Origin of the sequence: Spiroplasma endosymbiont of Aspidapion aeneum (assembly GCF_964031045.1) — a bacterium.
Taxonomy (GTDB): domain Bacteria; phylum Bacillota_I; class Bacilli_A; order Mycoplasmatales; family Mycoplasmataceae.
In genome coordinates this window covers 87784-107999 of record NZ_OZ034994.1, presented here as the reverse complement: position 1 = coordinate 107999, position 20216 = coordinate 87784, and the positions used below count along the sequence as shown (strand labels likewise).

Below are 20216 nucleotides of genomic sequence, written 5' to 3'. Positions count from 1 at the left end.
TTAAATGTGTATTAAAAACTATGTTTTTAATATTTTATTATGAAATTGTTAAATAATCTGGGATTTCTAATAAATTTTTGACTCTATTTAGAAAAATACCCGCCTCGCTTGCCTCAATTGTTCTTTGGTCAACGGTTAGTGTCATATTCATAACGGCCTTAATTGCTATATTCTCATTATCGATAACTAATGGTTTTTTTACAATTTTACCAACTCCAATAACAGCAGTGTTAGGATAAAAAATAGTTGGCGTTGCTTGAATAGCACCTACTGTCCCGTAGTTTGCCACTGTTATTGTACTTCCTTCAACTTCATAATCAAATAATTTACCTTTTCTTAATCTACGAACCATTTCTTTGATATCTATTGCTAAATCCTTAACTGTTAATCTTTCAACAAATTTTAATACAGGTATAATAAGTCCTTCTGATGTTTCTGTTGCTAAACCTATATTATGAAATTTCTTAATAATAAGTTCATTGGTATTTGGATCGTAACTTGAATTTATCTTTGGGTTTTCTGTTAAAGCTGTTGATATAGCCTTAACTATGAACGCCATTGATGGAAATTTAATTTCTTCATTAGATCTTCTTAGGTTATTTTTCAACTTCATAATTTCTGACATATCAATCTCAACACTTATTGTAAGCGGTGGTATATAATTCTGTGACATGATCATAGACTTTACTGCGGAATTTCTATTTGTATTTAATTTTTCTCTTTTAATATTCGGAACAGGATTATATGACTCATAATGCAAATACCCAGGCTGGTGGTGTATTTCATCATTTGTGGATATATTGCCACCATTTATATCATTATCATCTTCATACTTAAACCTTTTTCCTCGTTTTGACTTTTTATAAAAATTATCTGAGTAATATTCTTTTGTATTAAATATGTCCATTTCTCTTGAAAAGTTAGATAACTCTTGTCTGATTATTTTTTTAAAAGATTGTTCATTAAAATTATTTTCAGGTCCAGCATTGAAATTATACATTGGTGGTTGAGGATAACTATTTTGGTAATTTGGAGTTTGCTTATTTTTTTGAGAATCATTATTTGTATTTAAACTAGTTATAATGTTTTGCATCAACATATACTGCATTAGTTGAGAAAATGTATCAGCATTGGAACCTCCTTGTGGGATATTTTGATTTGGAACAAAATTTTTCTTAATTGCCTCTGTTGCCTCATCTAGTTGATTTTTTCTTTCAAGTTGATTTCTCAATGCGCTTATTTCATCCTTAAGATACTTAATGTTTTCATTTCCAAGATTGGTTACGCTTGCTATTTTCTCCTCAACTTTTCTATTTAGTTCCTCTATTTGGGGTGATTTTGACTGTAAATCTAGAAATTTACTATCAATTTTATTTGGTTTTATGCTAGAATTTACCCCACCAAAAAATGAATCAACTTCTGTTATATCTGGCAAAATACCATCACTCAAATATAATTCATAGTCGTCTTTTCCTTTTGGAGTATCAATAAATCTAACTATTTTATCTTCACCGGTTAATGGATCTATTCATGGAACCTCCCTTGTAAATACATAAGGTAATTTATTTTTTCAAAACCCACCTTGTGTTTTTCAAGCTTCAATATTTCCTAATCCAGGTGAGTTTTTAAGGCTTTCATTTCTAAGATTATCATCATAAAAACGTAGTAATTTTCTTTCGTGATATGATAAAGATGCAGGATTCTTCTTAGCCTTATCTTGGAGTTCTTTCATAGATCTATTTTTATCTGGAAATTGCTTATTATAATGACCGCTAGGATTATTTACTATAGCAAATGAATCATCCTTTTCATCATACAAATTATAATCTATTACTTGTGTGTTTTTCATATCAGCACTCCCCGTTCCAAATTTAGCATTTTCTTTTGTAGCAACTCTATCAAAAGGTATTTGAGATGCATTTCCCCCAGCGTTAAGAATATCCCGTCTATTGGCTATAATATTTCTCATTATTAAAGGTCTTCCGTGTTCATCTAATTTCGACATAGCATCAACGTGTTTATCTTCTATTACCTCAAAATTTTCATTTTTAAGAAGTTCTTTTTTACGAGCATCTATTATTTTTTTAAATTCAGATAATCCTTTTTGATCCCTTTGGAATATATTGGCGGCGGCTCCTTTAGGTGCTGAAAAATTTAATTTATCCTTGGGTTTATCACCGCTAATTCCTATGCCTGTTGAAGCCTTAAGGTTATCCCTCATGGCTTTTGTTCTTCTTTCCAATTCAACTCTCGGGTCTAATTTTTCATTAGTCTCATGTGAAACTAAATTTGATGAAATAAGAGTATCAGTTCGCTGATCAAGGCTTTTAGAGTCTTCGTTACGATTTGTCTCTTTGAGAACACTAGTCTCTTTTGAATACACTAAATCTTTTTTAATTTTATTTTCAGACTTAAAGAAATCGGTAGATTTTGATTCTACTTTTTTCTTATTATTTCACTCTTTATATTCCTGTGCTTCATCATCGTTAGATGCTAAATTAGCCAAAGCTGTTCCGTTAACAACCTTGCTTCCCACTTTTAAAGTCTTAACTAAAATGCCTGTATAACCCGTTCTCACTTTTGATTTTGTTCCATCCTCGTGGGTAATAATGGCTATTTCATCACCTTTATTTATGTTAGGACTTTTATATATTCACTCTGAAAGAATACCTTTTTTTATTAGGTTCTTGGCTCTTAAATGTATCATAAAATCACAACTCTTTCTTATATTATACCATAATTATAGCTTTTTAACCACCCTATCTTGCCTTATGAACAATAATATTTATGGGTATAACATTTTAAAAATGAAGTAAAATTGGATAATATATATATAATTTACTCGTATTTATTACATTATTAATTAAAACATGTAGGTTTTAAATTCATTCGGTCTTAAAATATTATCATCTTCGTTTAAGACATAATTTTCTAACACATTTACATTAGTCCATTCTTTTAAAGGCTTAAAAATTATATAATCATTTGTTGGATTATATATTCTAAAAATATATTTGTCTTTATCATGAGCTTTTTTAAAACAACTAACAACTAATCTTTTATCTATGTTCATATCCATTAATATATCTGAATTAATCTTTTGTAAATTTTTTTTACTCATCATAAATGAATCTCCAGGAGTAAAATTTTTATTTATTATTTGATAGTGAAAATATTCTCCATTATGTGACCAATCTTTTGAGCTCCTAACAAAGTTAATATTATTATTTAGCTCAAAGCCAATTTTAAATTTTAAATATTTATTAAGATTAGAATCATATAACATATGAGGGTATTTTTTTATTCCGCTACTTCTACCTGGTCTTCACTTCAAATTTCTCTGTCCTAAATATGAATATGCCCTAAAAAGGTTTATTGCAAGTGTTGAATATTTAGCACCTATTAACTCGTAGTCGTTTTGTCCAAGTGTATAGACTGAGAGAGTTTGGTTATCATTATTATTATTCTTTATAAAACACGCAGATTCCATACTCTCAATAGAAGCGGGATAATCATTTCAGTTATCTTTATCTCACTTTTTTATATATTTTTCATAACTCAAAGGTTTTTTCTGCACTCCAAACGCAGTATCAGAATATGAACACTCTGGAGAGAAATCTGTGTTGTAATGAATTCTTCATCTTATGTCATTTGCGTTATTTAACATTTCTATATTCATATCAACAATTTTTTCATTCAGAAATATTATTATCTTAACTTCTTGCCTAATAAATATATCGGAATGAAGTTTTTGAGGTATTTTGTATATATTTTTTATTATTATCTTATCGTAGACGTCAATCTTTCCTTCTTTTGTTACGCTAACTCGATAATAATTATTTTCAATAAAATTTTTATTTTTAATAGTGTTTCTTATCTCATTTTTCATTTCATGAATTCTTAGTTTTACAATTTCAAGACCTTTTACATTACCTATATGCAACTTTATTTGTGTTTTGTACCAACCTTTTGCATCAATTATTGCCTTATTTTTTAAAACTTGTTCATGTGAATAAATTGTGAATAATTCGTCGTTGATAAATTCTTGATTTAGAATTGTATAATTAAGAACATTATTCGCAGTGTTTTTTATTTCAAAATTTTGCATGTATGTATGGATTGTTAAATCCAAGCACATATTAATATTATACGGCTTTAGATTGATTGCTATAACATCGTTTAATTTCATGTCCATCTCAAAAAATATTCTCTTCTTCATTAATGTTATGATTCCTTCAACTCCAGCTGTTGCAGATTTCAATCTTTGTATAATATCAAGATTGGTTTCATCGGAATTACATGCACCGGCACTATCGTGGGCCAGTGACGAAAGAAGTTTTTTAGTAAAAATAATTAATTCGTTCTTAGGATATGTTCCTCCTAATTTTTCATAAATAAGGCCGAGAGGTTCCGCAACATTATATATTTTTTCTTCCAATATTTTTATAGCATTTTTTATATCATATCTACCAGAACCTATTGTTCTATGCGTTCTTGTTCATTCACCAAATCTCATTTCACCATTGAATTCACCAAGACTTTTTTTATCAATATTTTTCTCAATTATATTATTGTACTCTTCACAGTTAGAGGAAATTCATTCATTCTCATCATCAATAGCATTCAATAAACTTATTAACTCATTAAAATTATCGAGCATCGGAAATTGATCTGTACCAAAAGGAAAAAGAATACAATTTGTTGTTCCAACCAACTTAGATTTGACGTTTGGGAGTATTTCTTTTTTAACACTAATGAGATATTTTTTTGCAAATTCTAAAATATTATTTTTATTATATAAAAACCTCATTTCCTCATTATCTACGATTGCTAATGTGCCCATACTATATCCCTTATCAAAAAGATTATAGGATAAAATTGAAGAACCATCAATTCCTATTCAATTATAAATACTTCCTTTTTTTAAATTTTCATTACAAAGACCGCGTCAGTGAACAAACATATTCATTTCTGACTTATTAAATATTTGAGGTAAATTACCATTAAAACCAAATGAGTCTGGCATATATGCAATCTTCATGTTACCTTTTATATTATCAGCGCTTTTAGTTCCAATTAAAATATTTCTTAATATAGACTCACCTGAGGAATTGAAATTGTCAATTTGAGTATAAAAAGGTCCACAAATTAATTTTCGGGCATTTGCTATTTCACGTATTTTTTTGAAGTCATTAGGAAAGTATTCTAAATAATCGTCGATAACTGAATACTGTCCATCATAATTAAAACTATTAAACTCGTTCTTATTTCTTTCGTATACTTCAATTATTTTTTTGAAATTATCAATAAGAAACATATCAGATGTTGTCTTTTGAAAATACCATTCTTTATCTCAATGTGTTTGTAGGACACAATAAATTTTTCATTTTTTCATTATTTTCTCCTTAATAAGTATAAACTCCATTAATGTTAATGCTACTATTAGTTAAAAATTTTTTAAACTTAGTTTCTTTTAATATAAATTTATTTTTTCGTGAGAAAAGATTTATTATTACCTTAATTGGGTTAATAAAATCAGCTCCGCATATAAACCACTCAAATTTTGTATTTGTTTTTTTATGAAAGTGAATTTTTTGAAAAAATACGTTTAATAGACTTCCAACAATAATGGTGCTACCGAATATTAATAAAAATATAAGCATTTTGTTTGTAAGATAAAACCCATATAAGAATGCAACCTTTGCACTAGCGTATCCACCGGCCTCTACAAACAAGGTACACGCTATACCACTTGTGATCATATTAATAAGTATAACACGAATAGGATTATTTAGAGCAAATGGGATAGTTCCTTCCGTTAACCCACAACTACCTGTAATTAATGCCGTTTTTCCTTGTATTTTTTGTACGTCATCAAAATATTTTCCCCCGAATATTGTTGCTAATCCAACATTCATTGGTGAAACAACAGCCCCTAATACTCCACAAGCTGCAGGGACATATCTAGTCATTTCCGGTAAATCAGATGCATAAATAACATTTATAGTTGTGTTTGCCGCTTTATTAATCTGCCCACCCATGTCCGCCGCATACATCACCCCTATAACAAATGCCATTATACCTTTTAAATTTTTATCTAATACCATTTTTTTGACAAGTGTTTGTAGTTTCTCATTTAAATAGGATAACGGCTCTCCAAATACTCACCAAGCTAGGGTGACAGAAATTAATATGCTAAAAAAGGGTACAATTACCGTTGAACCTAAAGCTCTAAAATTATTCTTTGGTGTCATATATCTAATAACAAAGGTCATTATATATCCGGTTACTAATCCAGATAGTAGAACACCTACGAAACCGGTATTTCTCATTGTAGAAATAAATCCAATTATAAATCCAGAGCATAATCCTGCCTTACCGTTCATTGAATAAGCGAGAAATGCAGAAAATATTATTAAAAATAATCAACCAAGACCTATTTTAAAACCAACAAATCACAAACTATACAAAAATCCATTTCAACCCTTAACATTTTTAACCCATTCAAAATTATCTCACGATATAGAATAAAGTTTTTGTATTGCGTTTATATCTCCAAGAGTTGCAGAGCTTAATAACTGTGATAGACCCATAAATATTCCACTAGCTATTAATAAGGGAATGCAATACCCTATACCTGTCATTAAGTGTTTTAAAACGTCTTGACCTCACCACTTCATAAATTTTGTGAAATTATTTTTTCCAGTTATAGGACCGGATTTATACTTGATATTAAAAATATCGTCGTCTTGAACAGTGGTATTATTTTTATTTGATTTACTTTTATTAAATTCTTCTATAGCAATTTGAAGCATTTTTTCTGGATTCTTAATAACCGCATTTGTAGAAGATACATATTTAAAAATATTGGTAAATCTACCATTCAAATCTACAGAGACATCTGTTGCTTGATATAAAAATAATACATTATTTTCCTCTTCTTGAGAACATTTATTTTCAATGCCTAGTATTCCGTGAGCTTCTACTTTACATTTATAACCTAAATTCATTGCAGCTTTTTCTAATGCAGATTTTGCCATATAGGTATGGGCAAGTCCCGAACTACACGAGCATATTCCCACTATCAATTTGTCACTTTTATATTGATTATTTTTTAGATCTTCTTTAAATTCATTTTTTTCACTAAATATTTTCATTAGAGATTCATAAATATCATCAATATTTTTAGAATTTTTTAAAATATTTCTAGTTTGATCGTGGGAAAGTGAACTCGAAAGTTTTGTAAGATTATTAAAATATTTATCATTTTCACCATCCTTAATAATAAATGCCACAATCTCAGTAACCATAGACCCATCAAAAGTTTCCCATTCTAATGCATTAGCTAATCTAACATAGTAAATTTCACTTTCCAGTATTTTTGTACTTTTAGCGTGTGGGACTGCAAAATAATCTTCCAAACCTGTAGCAATCTCAAATTCTCTTTGCCTAAATGCTTCGACCACATCATTCTTGTTCTCAATTTTATTCTGTTCATATGCTAGTTCTGCTATCTTATTAAATACTTCATCCTTTGATTTTGCATCTAAATTATAAATAATATTATTTTTATTAAAAAATTTCACACATCATTCCAATCTATATATATTGATAACAGTTTATAGACTATCAATCTATGCGATAATTTATATAAATTTTTGTACATATTTATATAACAAAATTATTATACTATAAATAAATATCAGAGAATAAGGAAAAATAAGATAAAGGCACAAGGGGGGTATGTTACCCAGATTATATAGATATTTATAGGGGTATAGTTTATTATTTTTAAATAAATTTGTCAATAAAAGATTACTCTTTATATTATTGTTTTACTTGTATTTTAGATGATGTTTTTAATTTTTTTCTATTAGAAAGATAAATTTATACAACCTATTTAATCGTAAGTTATTTATAAATAATTATTGTGATTCATGTGTTATTATATTTAATAACTATTAAGATTTGGATGAAATAAATTAATAATCACAAGGGGTTCCAAGATGGTTATTATCTATACTCTAACACATAAACTCATTTGTAAGATAAATTTTTTAACTATCTTGTCCTAATATAGTCTCGATCTATTATCGATTGCATTATTACACATACTTACATTTATAAAAAAATTTAAATGATTTTAAATAAACTTATCATACTCGAAAGAACTAAGTTGTTTAATTTATAATCTTGTTTTTAAGTTATATTGCTTAGTAATAATACATAAAAGAATTAATTGTACCAAGGATAAAACATCCAGCTTTTTATAAGAAAGGAAAAATTAAAAATCAACATTATGATAAAATATAAAAAATGTGGTAAAAAGACTTAAAAATTTTGTGGGTAAAAAAAATCACACACGAACTAAATATATATTCTAAATTTCAGTTTGTATATATTAGATTAAGGAAGGATGAATTTTATCATTCTTAAAATGAGTAAAAATGTAATAAGAAAAAAAATACAGCAGATAATAAAAAAATGTGTTGTTAAGGGTGATTAAAATTTCATAATAAACAAATAAAAGATTTAAAAATGAAAAATGAAAAACTAAAAAGGGTATAAGGGACGATTAGATAACTTATTATTAGAAATATATATAAACATTACTCAAGTTCAAAAATATTTTTATATGTAACAAATTTTAATTTAGGTGCAAGTTATTTAATTAAATATTTTAAAATTAGTAGAACAACCAATTATCGGTTTAAAGAAAATTATCTCCTTTTGTACTTGCGTAAATATTTAAGAATAATCTTCCTTTTCAAACAGCGGTATCGTTTATTAGTAAAAATATTTGCAACCAAGGCTATATTAATGAATTTATTAGAAAATATAAGGATTTTTGTATAAATTATATTGATATTTACAATCAAGTTAAGGATTTTAAACGAAGGACGCTTATGTTGAAATGGTTAAAAAATAAAAAAAATCCAAATACTTTTAAAACTATAGTAATAACAAGAAATAAAAATTTTATATCAAAAATGCGCAACGAATTTTTTAATAATAATTTAGTAAAAATAAATTATAAAATGCAAAGTATAATTTGTGTTTATTGAATAAATATCAAATTATCGGGGAGATAAAAACTAATACAGAAAATTAAGTTGACAAATAGCTTATATGCGAGAACAAAAAATTTTTCTTATAAATATGATAAGGCAAAAATAGTAATAGTGTGGTTAATTTTTTAAAAATATATCAAAATTTACAAATAATAGTGATAAATAATTAATAATTAAATTGTTGTCATGTTTTTTCCAAATAAAAATATTTTTAAATTTGTAAAGTGAGAAACATATACGCGTATTTAATGTCCTAAAAATGGTCAAACATAATTTTTTAACATAAAACATTGAAATTCATGTAGGAAGTAATTATATACAATTGGTAAAAAGAAAAAACTAGGTGTGGTCAGGACACTTAGTTCTGCTTGCACTTTCCATTGTATTCCTTTTACAAAAATGGTAGTTTAAATACTTAAGCGTATATACGCTAATTTTATTAATTATGAAAATTAATAAATTAAAATATGTAATTTAAATTTTTGGAACCAAGCGATAAAATATTAATGTACCAATTTTAGTTCCAATAAGTTTTCAAATTTACTATTTTTGTTCTCAATAGGTATTGTCTTAGTGTTCAATATTTCAATGGAATTAAAATCTTGTGCACTAATACCGATGAAACGATGTATATTAAATGTTTCTATATTATAATCATTAATTGTCTTTAATCTGTCTGTGTACTTATCGTATGAATCTATTATAACTCTAGGCAATATTTTAAAAGTTTCTTGATCAGTAAAAGTATCCTTATTAAAACTTCTGGGTGTTACTCATTGAAAAATATTTTTATTGGGCATGTACTTATCTAAAATTGAATGTGTCTTAATTACGACAAAGTTTGATATTTCAGTGTTCTTACACAAACTTTGTTGAAAAAGATTTTTATTCCAACCTCAATCTCCTTTATATCGTAGTCCTAAATATGCAAAAAAACAATTTCACGTCATTGTTGTATCCTTCAGATCGTTTAATCATTTTATATTTTTTATATTATCCCAATAAATATTAAAATTGATGTTGTGGACTAACTCCTTATCATATTTGCCACTAACCAACTTCTCGTATGACAACTTATATTCAATAATTTGCAACAAATGAATAATAAGCGAACTATTTTCTCTAACAAAATCTCTAACGAAATCTCTAATATCTTCAATTTTTTGAGTATTTTCTATAAAGAGTGAGGAAAATAAATAAATTATATTCTTCTTATTATTATTAAAAAGATTATCTATATTATCATTAAATATGAAATAGTTAAACAATTCTCTTAATTTTTGTAAAATATGTCTATTATTAATAACTGCAATATTATACAACGAATTGAGAAGTTTGTCTAGTTTCATTTTATTTTCTAAACAAATATATTCAGGGATAGACAATGTAGATGATATTTTTCTTAATTTGCAAATTAAGAAAAATTCCTTAACATCCATATTAAATGTACATAAAAGTTTATTTAATAATAAATCATAAGTTTCTAATTTTTGATTCTTAATAAGAAAATTAATTATGGAATTTTTAATATCATAACTTTTTCTATACATTGCTTCAATCTTATCTACAAATGTAGAATTTTCTAACAATGTTGTATCTATATTTTTAATCAAATTACTTTTGTTTAAAATTTTCATAAAAGTACTTAATGAAAATGGTTGATCTATAAATTCTTTATATCTTTCAGAATCAAATGCTAAACATGCTATTCTATTATAAGGACTTAAAACACTATCGAATTTATGATTAAAATTATATACAAAATCAAATATTTTTAAAACTTTATTTTTATATTTTCTAAGACCTCTACCGATTTGTTGGAGATATATAGTTATGGATTCTGTTGGTCTTAATAAAAAAATATAATCAATCTCAGGTATATCAACCCCTTCGTTCAAAATATCTACAGTAAATAAAATATTAATTTTCCCATTTCTAAAATCGGTTATTAATTTATCATTAACATTTTTTTTGTTGTATGAAGATATTGTAGAACATTTTATATTTATTTTATTTTTAGTATCTGATTCAAATAATTTTACAAATTTATTGCATTCCTCTACACTAGAACAAAAAACAATAGCTCTCACCATAGATAAGTCTTCAACTTTTATTGTGCTAATTATACTTTTTAATTCTAAAAATCTCTTGTGGTTATCTATAAATTTTAAAGCACTATTTTCGTCCACAACTAGGGAGGAATCATCTACTACAGAATCGGATGACACAAATTGGTATTTAAAATTAGATAAATAATTTTGAGAAATTGCGTCATTTAATGTATAAGTATACACAGGTTCTCCAAATATATTTTCTATCCCAAAAGGTGTTGCGGTCATACATAAAATTTTTTTAGATTTTTCAATTACTTTATAATATATTTTTTTATATATATCTGCCTTAATATGATGTGCTTCATCAAATATTACAAAATCATATTCTCTATTTAAAATATTGCTTCACTTGTCTAACTGTAAACTTGATTTACATATAAATACACTGTCATTTTTTTTATTTTTTATATCTTCTTGATTAACGTGACCATTAATAATTACGGGGTCAAAATTTTGTTTATTTAAATCAAATATCATTTTAAAGTATTTTAGCGCTTGTTCAAGGATTACATTTCTATGAGTTACAAACAAGAAAGAAATTTGTTTATTAGTTTTTTTTAAAATATTTAAAAATACCTGAGAAGCGACGAATGTTTTACCTGTTCCCGTTGCCATCACTAATAAACAGTCTTTTTTTCCATCGTCAAAATTTTTTGTTATTTTGTCTATCGCTTCTTGTTGATATGGTCGTACCTGAAGGTCTTCATTTATTTCATCAATATTATTATGAAAATTTTCCTTGTTATTTTTTATGGGTGTATCACATTCTTCTTTAGATGTTTTATAATTTTCTTTATATAAATCTATATCATTAACATATTTTGGTAACCATTTATTATTTCTTGTTATTAGTTTAAATTTTGTGGTTATAATTAAACTATTTATATACTTTTCATTTTCCTTATAGAACTTTTGGTCCTGACTCTCTATAAACTTAGCGTATCTTTCATTACCCGTGTTAATTCCACTTTCCGTAAAATTATTAGAGCCAACAAAAATTACTGAATTATCTTTAGAATTTCCTATGAACCAATATATTTTAGAGTGTAATCTTTTATTTAACTCTCCGTTTTGAATTTGTTCTAAATAAATACTGACTTTTCTTAATTGTTTGTTTGATGAATTTGCTCAAAAAAGTAAATCTTCAAGACCATCAAATGATAAGTTAGTTGCTTTCTGGTCATAATCAGTTGTTATAATATCTATATCTATGCTATCAGAATTATTATTATTTAAATTTAAAATTAAAAAATTAATAGCTTCTCTCGAAATAAAAGGACACACTATCTTAATAGATTTACATGATCTAATATATTCTGTCATATCAGATTTTAGGTTTTGTAACATAAAACTATTTTATCATATAAGGATTTTTTTTTCAGCAAAATTGCAAAATTGAGTTTTTTAAAAATTTATGTAAAAATATATTAAATATTTCAAAAATTTATTATTAATGGCTAAGCAAAAGCGAGTAGAATGAACTTTATTTGTGGTAATGGACTTAATGTCCCTTGTGATATATATTATATTTCAAATATAATATATATCAGTAGAAGAAAATTGAAATTAAGTTAATAAATTAAACAAATATACGAAAAGAAGATTTTGATAAAGTATTAAGGCTAAAAGGGGATTGATTAATTTATCAAGAAATATTTGAAGAGCATAGTATATTACAAACAACCATTAAAATTGGGTTCAAAATTTTAATAAGCGATTTTACCTTAAATGATACTCTTGTAGTAATAGTGGTTATAGAAAAGGTGTGAAATTTTAATGAGGTTAAATTATTTTGTAATGAACAAGGGAATAAAAAATTTGCTACATTAAATAAAATTAAAAAGATATAAACATAAAATATTTGGTTAAAAGCATGTATTTTTTAACAACATTTTATTGATATCTAAATATTTTTTGAAAATAATATTAAGTCACAAAACAGTAAAACAAATAAATCTTGTTTTTCTTGAATATAGAATACAATATAGTTATCGAAGAATTATGAAAAAATATAGAATAACAATTAATGAATATAGTTTCATATGTATACAATAATAAAAAAAAGCAATTTCTAAAAATCGGTTTAGTTTTGAGATAAAATTATTGTATATGTAGGACATTTTTATTATGGCAAATTTAAAAGGAAACAAGTCAAATATTCTAAAAAAGGAACAAAAATTAATAATTGTCAAGCGGCACTTTGATTAAGGTTTGACATTTAGAGTTTTAGCTGAGAAAAATGATGTCTCATATCACGCTGTGAGAAGATGGTGTTTGGATTATGAAATTTATTTAGAAAAAGCATTAGAAAATAATACTGGTAAATTTAAAAACACAGGGATAAAATCAACAACTATTAAAGTTCCAAAAGACATTGAAATTGCTAGATTAAATAAATAACTTAAAAAGAAAGAGTTGAGCTTGAGATATTAAAAAAGTTTGATGAGATAATGAGAAACTTACACCAAAAAAAATAGTTTTCAATATATATGCATTTATTGAAAACTATAAAAATATACATAAAATTTATGAATTGTGCAAAATTGTAAAAATAAGAAGAGCTTCTTATTATTGCTGGATCAAAAATGAAAAAAGAAAGTATCAAATAGATATTTATTTAAGCTTGGCTAAAAAAATACAAATTATTTTTAATTATCACAATGTTTTGTATGATTCTCTACGAATAAAATTCATTTTAAATAGAACAATGCAAATTAGTCAGTCTAAAATAGCATGATATATGAGAATTTTAGGACTAAATCAAAGATAAGAGTCAAAAAAAGATTTAAAAAACCAATTGAGATTAAAAAATGTGATAGTGGTTATGCTAATATTGTTAATAGACACGATATCTTTATCAAAAAAAATGGATTGTGAGTAACTGATGTCACCATATAAAATATAGTAATAAATTTGCATACTTGAGTATTTCAAAGGATGTAAAAGCTGGATTTATTGTTGGATACAAAGTATCTGAAAGAAATGATAGCAAACTTTATATAAATACATGAAAGGCGGCTCAACAATATCACGATAAAAGTAAACCAGAAATAATTCATAGTGATAATGGTTATCAATATACTTCAATTTGAATTAGACGATTTTCTAAAAGAAAAAACTTATTTATTTCATTATCAAGACCAGGCAACTCTATTGACACTGCTGCAGCAGAAACATTTTTTTCTCAATCAAAAACTGAGTATAAACATGTTTTATATCAAAAAACATTTTCAGATGTTTGTAGGATTGTTGATGAATATATACATTATTATAACTTTGAAAGAATAACTATCAAAAGTAATGGACATGCCCCAGCAGATATTTACCTTTCCAAAATAAAATGTCATTTCTAAGAAGAAATGACATTTTATTTATAAAAAAACATTTTGTATACTTGACAAAGTATATTTATTCAAGTATATTCACAATTATTTTTTTTTTTTTTTAAAAAAAAAAAAAAATCTTTAAGAGACCATATAAATCCAATAATAAAGATTGATGTTTGTTCATCCAGTTCTCATAAACAAAAACTACATGATATCATTAAACTACTAACTGTATCTATAGAAATACTTTTTATATTATTTATAACCATAAATTAAAACACTTATCAAAATGTTTGATAAATCTACTAAAGAAATTACTAATCACAAAATAAGTTCTAAAATAATAAGAAATTGGTTTTTGATAATTTAAATGACAGCATTAAAATTATTTAAGTAAAATTATAATTTACTCAGAACATTAAATTCAATATACAGCTTTTAGTATCAAAAATAATGTTTAAAAGCAAACATTTCTATATCATAAGGAATAAAATACAATTATTACGGTAATGATATTATTTAGAATTTTTATACATTAATAAAGAAAGGCACAACGCATAATAATAAATATAATTCTCATTAAGAATATACCATTGATATTAAGGTTTAAATTTACGATATAATGATGTAAGAATTATGGGATTATGATTTAATAATATATTGATGTATTACAACAGGTATATAAGGTACAATATAATATTAATGGGTGAAGAGCTTCATTAACACAAATAGAGTGTGCTCCGTTTTCCATATGCTATATCATTAACAAACTAAAAAAAATATATTTAATTAACTATAATTTCTTAGAATATTTTAATTTATATTTATTCTCAATTTCAGATATTTTTTCATATGTGATAATATCTTCATTGGTTATTGTGATAATAATAGAAAAAAGTCTCATTTTTTGAAATCTTCATGATTCGTATACATTGTCTTTAAATTCTTGTCTATCAAGATACTTAACCTCTGGAAGTGTTTGTTTTATAAATTTCTTTTCTTCTTTAATAACTGTTTTTAATTTTTTGTATTCTATCTTACGAAATTTTATAAGTTTTTTAAGAGCTTTTATTCTATCAGAAATTAAATTTTTTAGTTGTTGCCGGTCCAGTTTTTTATACCTTCTCTTTAACAATACATTTGTTTTAAAATATTTAAAACTTTTGGCAATTCAAACAAAATATATTCTTGAATAAACAATTGACTCTTGTCTTTTTCATTTAATAATGGCTATTTCTTTTTTAGAATACTCACGCCCACTTGGTGAAAAAAATTTAAAATATTTCATGTTATTATTAAATATTAATAAATACTGAATTGCAAATACACAAAAAGATATGAACAAACAAGAAAAAATAAAATAGATAATAATTGAAGAATCACTAAATTTATTAAACTCAAATTTATACGGTTCATGAGTAGGAGTATTTGTTCCGTTATAATATTTGCCTTTTCATATGTACTCATGATACTTATCATCAAACTCTTTTACTTTTATAAAATAATCAAACTTATAAATATTTAGAAAAAAATAACTTGCATATATAGTATATGAGTATAGTTGTGCCATTGTGGCACCCCCTATTGATTCTATTTCTCCCTTACTATTTAGGTGATATCAATTTGATTGAGGTATCAACTTATTAGAATGAGGATCTTTTACGTATCAAAAATTTTGTTCTATATATGCGGGACCATAAATTTTTATCCTAATTGCTCCACGAACGAGTTGAAAAACAAGATATAAGGCTGGATATGTAGCTATGGCAAACAAGCTAAATTTATTATGTTTTGTTATAGAATGATAGTTGTCTCCCGCAGATGATACAAAGGTCACAATCATAACCAGTGGGATGAACAAGTGGAGTACCATTGTTACAATTCATGTACTTATAGTCCAACCTTGGAATAACCCTCCACTTACCTTGGATGATGGAAGTAGGGTTGTTCAAAAAACAACCATAGTAATACATATATATGTTGTTACAGCTAGATCGAGAGTAAATGGGGTTCTTTTTCTATTTATTCTACTATAAATTAGCGAAAACATTAGGTAAAAGACAGTAATATAATTAGATTGTGTTGTAAAATATGCAAAATAAATATCCATTCTTTGGTCGTATGGTAAACCTCTTAAATATTGATAATGTGGCCCCAACTGTAAAAAGAGGTCGTAAATTAAAAAACCAATTAAGACAATAATAATTGCTAACTTTATTGAAAACTCAGTGTTTCTTCGTATTCTCATTATTTCTCTATTTTCTTTTTAATATTAGATATTTCTTTTATTAGTGATGATGATATTTTTCTATTTTCTTTATTAGTTATAAAAAAAATTGTTATTAATTTGTCATTAATATATGTATTAGCATCTGCCATCTTAATTTCATAATCAAGGTCCTTAGAATCTCTCAGCCCTCTTATTAAAAAATTACACCCTAATTCCTTAGCAACGTTAGCGGTTAATTTGTTTTCATTGATTACTAATTCAACATTTTTAAACTCCTTTGTTGCGTGTTTAATATGTTCAAATCTTTGAAGATAACTCTCGGAAAATTTCTTATTGGGATTAAAGGTAATTATTAAATATATCTTGTCAAATAATTTGTGAGATTGTCTTAAAACCTCCCTATGCCCAGAGTGAAATGGATCGAAACTTCCTGGAAATATAGCATTTTTTTTCACTTTACACTACCTCTAGACTACAAAATTAATAATTTTATCCTTTATTATTATAACCTTTTTTATTTTATCATAGTGTAAATAATTTTTTTGTTTTAATAAATTGGTAGATAGTTCAGTTAATAATTTATCGTTAATTCCCTTATCAGTTTCTATTGTTGCCCTTAGTTTTCCATTAATTTGAATTGCTACTGTTGTTGTATTTACAATAAGTTTTTTTTCATCATAAGCGGGCCATTCTTGAATATAAACACTTTCATTATTATTACTATACATCTCTCAAAGTTCTTCACCTAAATGGGGTGCATAAATAGAAAGCATCTTAATAAAATTTAATGCATACTGTTTAAACAATGGTTTTTTAATTTTATATATTTCATTTACAAATTGCATTAATTGAGATATTGGAGTATTAAAATGACATGATTCAAGCATGTTGGTTACATTCTTCACAGTTTGGTTATAAGCAAAATCATATATTCCATCATTATCTTCTGTTACCCCAATTGTTCTAAACATTCTATAAACTCTATCCAATCAATTTCTACTACTATCTAAAGTTTTATAATTTCATTGAGCTGATGACTCAATTGGCACCATAAACATAATATATAATCTTAAACTGTCAGCTCCGTGGCTTTGAATAATATCATCGGGGTTTATAACATTGCCCTTTGATTTTGACATTTTTTGACCTTTTTCGTCTTGAATCATACCCTGATTAATTAATTTAATATACGGTTCTTCATTTGGGACAATTCCTATATCATATAATACCTTATGTCAAAATCTAGAATAAATTAAATGACCAACAGCATGTTCTTGACCACCTATATAGACATCAACAGGTAGTCATTTTTTAAAAAGTTCTTTAGCTTTTTTTGATTTTATATCTACAAAATTATTTGGTGACTCTGCTAAAATATAGGCTAAATAATACCAACAAGAACCAGCCCATTGTGGCATTGTATTTGTGTCTCGTTTATATTTTTTACCATTTTTTTCAAAATTCACTCACTTACTAGAGTTTGCTAGTGGTGATTCGCCGTTGCCTGATGGCTTAATATTTTTTAATTTTGGTAACAATAGAGGGAGTTCATTTTCATCCAACAAAAATACATCTTTTCCATCTTCCGAAAAATATAACGGAAATGGTTCACCATAATATCTTTGTCTAGAAAAAACTCAATCTCTTATTTTATAATTAATTTTGGCATATCCTATTTTATTATTTACAAGATGTTCTGAAATCTTCTTAATTGCACCTTCCTTATTAAGATTGTTTAAAAAATTAGAATTAATATATCTTGAATCACCTACAAATGGTTTAGATTTATTTTTAGTATCTAAAACAAATTTTTTTTCAAGGCCATACTTTGTGGCAAATTCCCAGTCCCTTGGGTCGTGAGCTGGAACAGCCATAATTGCACCTAAAGCATAATCGGCAAGAACATAATCGGCCACAAATATTTTGATCTTCTCATTATTTAAGGGGTTAATTGCATACGCTCCGGTTCAAACCCCAGTTTTCTCTTTTGAGTCATCTTGGCGGTCTATGTCTGTTTTCTTCTTTGAAATTTCCACATACTTATCAACTTCATTGCGTTTTTCTTTTACTGTAACCATATTAACAGCAATATGTTCTGGCGCTAAAACTAAATAAGTTGCACCAAAAATTGTATCAGGTCTAGTTGTATATACATCAATAAAGGCTTCTAATTTGTCAACTTTAAATTTAATAACCATACCATTACTTTTACCAATTCAATTTTTTTGTAAATCTTTTAAGGAATTCTTTCAATCTAAAGATTCTATTCCAGAAAGTAATTTATCAGCATAATTTGTAATTTTTAATACTCATTGTCTTAACGGTTTCTTTTCCACAGGGTGACCACCAAAATCTCTCGAAACCATTAGTCCGTCACTGTTTACTTCCACTTCTTCATTTGATAAAACCGTTCCCAAGTTAGGACATCAATTAACATTTACCATCTCAATTGATGCGAGTCCTTTTTTGTAAATTTGTTGAAATATTCATTGGGTTATTTTGTAAAAATTTGGATGCGCAGTACTTAATTCTTTATCCCAATCATATGAAAATCCCAATGATTTAATTTGTTTTTTAAATACATCAATATTTTTATTTGTAAACTCTGTGGGGTCATTATTTGTTTTTAGCGCATATTGTTCCGCTGGTAGTCCAAAGGCATCCCATCCAATTGGGTGCAAGACATCATACCCTTGCATTCTCCTAAATCTTGAAAGTACATCACTGGCAGTGTAACCCTTTGGATGTCCAACATGTAATCCAGAACCACTAGGATAAGGAAACATATCAAGAATATATTGTTTTTTTTGTGAATCATTTTTTGTCTTAAATATTTTTTTTTCTTCTCAAAATTTTTGTCATTTTTTCTCAATTTTTTTATGTGAAAATTCCATGTTATTCCTTCTACTTTTATTATAAATTAAAAGACCCCATAAATAAATGGGGTTAGTTCTAAAATGGTCGGAACAAGTGGATTTGAACCACCGACCTCACCCTTATCAGGGGTGCGCTCTAACCAGCTGAGCTATGCTCCGACTATTATATTTGTTTCCAAACATACTGTGGTTTGCAATGGATTTGCACCATTGTTTTCTATACAAACCATAACGATGGTGGTTCTGAACGGAATTGAACCGCCGACACGTTGAGCTTCAATCAACTGCTCTACCAACTGAGCTACAGAACCAGAATGGCGACCCCAACGGGACTCGAACCCGTGATCTCCTCCGTGACAGGGAGGCGCGATAACCAACTTCGCTATGGGGCCGTGGTTGCGGGGATAGGATTTGAACCTATGACCTTCGGGTTATGAGCCCGACGAGCTACCGAACTGCTCTACCCCGCGATAATAATGGCGGAAGATGAGGGATTCGAACCCCCGCTCGGGTTTCCCCGACTCTCGGTTTTCAAGACCGACCCCTTCAGCCAGACTTGGGTAATCTTCCAAATATTATTATGTTTTAATTTTGGCTCC

At 26.7% G+C, this 20216-nt stretch carries 9 protein-coding genes and 5 tRNA genes; 2 read left to right on the top strand and 12 right to left on the bottom strand.

Annotated elements, in window-relative coordinates; all coding sequences use genetic code 4:
• Positions 1 to 37 precede the first annotated feature (37 nt).
• The 4 genes from AAHM97_RS00495 to AAHM97_RS00480 all read right to left on the bottom strand — a co-directional run bounded on the left by AAHM97_RS00495 (position 38) and on the right by AAHM97_RS00480 (position 12532).
• Positions 38 to 2707, bottom strand: coding sequence for a 2-oxo acid dehydrogenase subunit E2 (locus AAHM97_RS00495; RefSeq protein WP_342268994.1), 2670 nt, complete (start codon positions 2705 to 2707; stop codon positions 38 to 40).
• 156 nt (positions 2708 to 2863) lie between these two features.
• On the bottom strand, positions 2864 to 5395 hold the full coding sequence (locus AAHM97_RS00490) for a hypothetical protein (protein WP_342268993.1): 2532 nt from the start codon (positions 5393 to 5395) through the stop codon (positions 2864 to 2866).
• 10 nt (positions 5396 to 5405) lie between these two features.
• Entirely contained in the window at positions 5406 to 7586 is a 2181-nt protein-coding gene (locus tag AAHM97_RS00485) for a fructose-specific PTS transporter subunit EIIC (RefSeq protein ID WP_342268992.1), read from the bottom strand.
• 1988 nt (positions 7587 to 9574) lie between these two features.
• Complete coding sequence (locus AAHM97_RS00480) at positions 9575 to 12532, bottom strand: DEAD/DEAH box helicase (protein ID WP_342268991.1); 2958 nt, start codon at positions 12530 to 12532, stop codon at positions 9575 to 9577.
• 864 nt (positions 12533 to 13396) lie between these two features.
• Here AAHM97_RS00480 and AAHM97_RS00475 point away from each other — a divergent pair.
• Both AAHM97_RS00475 and AAHM97_RS00470 read left to right on the top strand, forming a co-directional pair.
• Entirely contained in the window at positions 13397 to 13585 is a 189-nt protein-coding gene (locus AAHM97_RS00475; RefSeq protein ID WP_342268990.1) for a hypothetical protein, read from the top strand.
• Positions 13586 to 14058: 473 nt separating this feature from the next.
• Complete coding sequence (locus AAHM97_RS00470; protein ID WP_342268989.1) at positions 14059 to 14538, top strand: DDE-type integrase/transposase/recombinase; 480 nt, start codon at positions 14059 to 14061, stop codon at positions 14536 to 14538.
• 766 nt (positions 14539 to 15304) lie between these two features.
• Here the strand turns inward: AAHM97_RS00470 and AAHM97_RS00465 are convergent.
• The 8 genes from AAHM97_RS00465 to AAHM97_RS00430 form a co-directional block, all read right to left on the bottom strand.
• A complete protein-coding gene (locus AAHM97_RS00465) occupies positions 15305 to 16759 on the bottom strand; it encodes a hypothetical protein (RefSeq protein ID WP_342268988.1) in 1455 nt (484 codons plus the stop codon).
• Positions 16759 to 17196: a pantetheine-phosphate adenylyltransferase gene (gene coaD, locus AAHM97_RS00460; RefSeq protein WP_342268987.1), complete on the bottom strand. Its 438-nt coding sequence runs from the start codon at positions 17194 to 17196 to the stop codon at positions 16759 to 16761. The genes AAHM97_RS00465 and coaD overlap by 1 nt, the downstream gene beginning before the upstream one ends.
• Positions 17197 to 17208: 12 nt before the next feature.
• Positions 17209 to 19635: a leucine--tRNA ligase gene (leuS, locus tag AAHM97_RS00455; RefSeq protein ID WP_342268986.1), complete on the bottom strand. Its 2427-nt coding sequence runs from the start codon at positions 19633 to 19635 to the stop codon at positions 17209 to 17211.
• A 64-nt stretch (positions 19636 to 19699) separates the two neighbouring features.
• Positions 19700 to 19776, bottom strand: a tRNA-Ile gene (locus tag AAHM97_RS00450).
• A gap of 76 nt (positions 19777 to 19852) precedes the next feature.
• A tRNA-Phe gene (locus AAHM97_RS00445) sits at positions 19853 to 19928 on the bottom strand.
• 4 nt (positions 19929 to 19932) lie between these two features.
• Positions 19933 to 20009, bottom strand: a tRNA-Asp gene (locus AAHM97_RS00440).
• 1 nt (position 20010) lies between these two features.
• Positions 20011 to 20087: transfer RNA gene (locus AAHM97_RS00435), tRNA-Met, on the bottom strand.
• A 7-nt stretch (positions 20088 to 20094) separates the two neighbouring features.
• Positions 20095 to 20187, bottom strand: a tRNA-Ser gene (locus tag AAHM97_RS00430).
• Between the last annotated feature and the right edge of the window lie 29 nt (positions 20188 to 20216).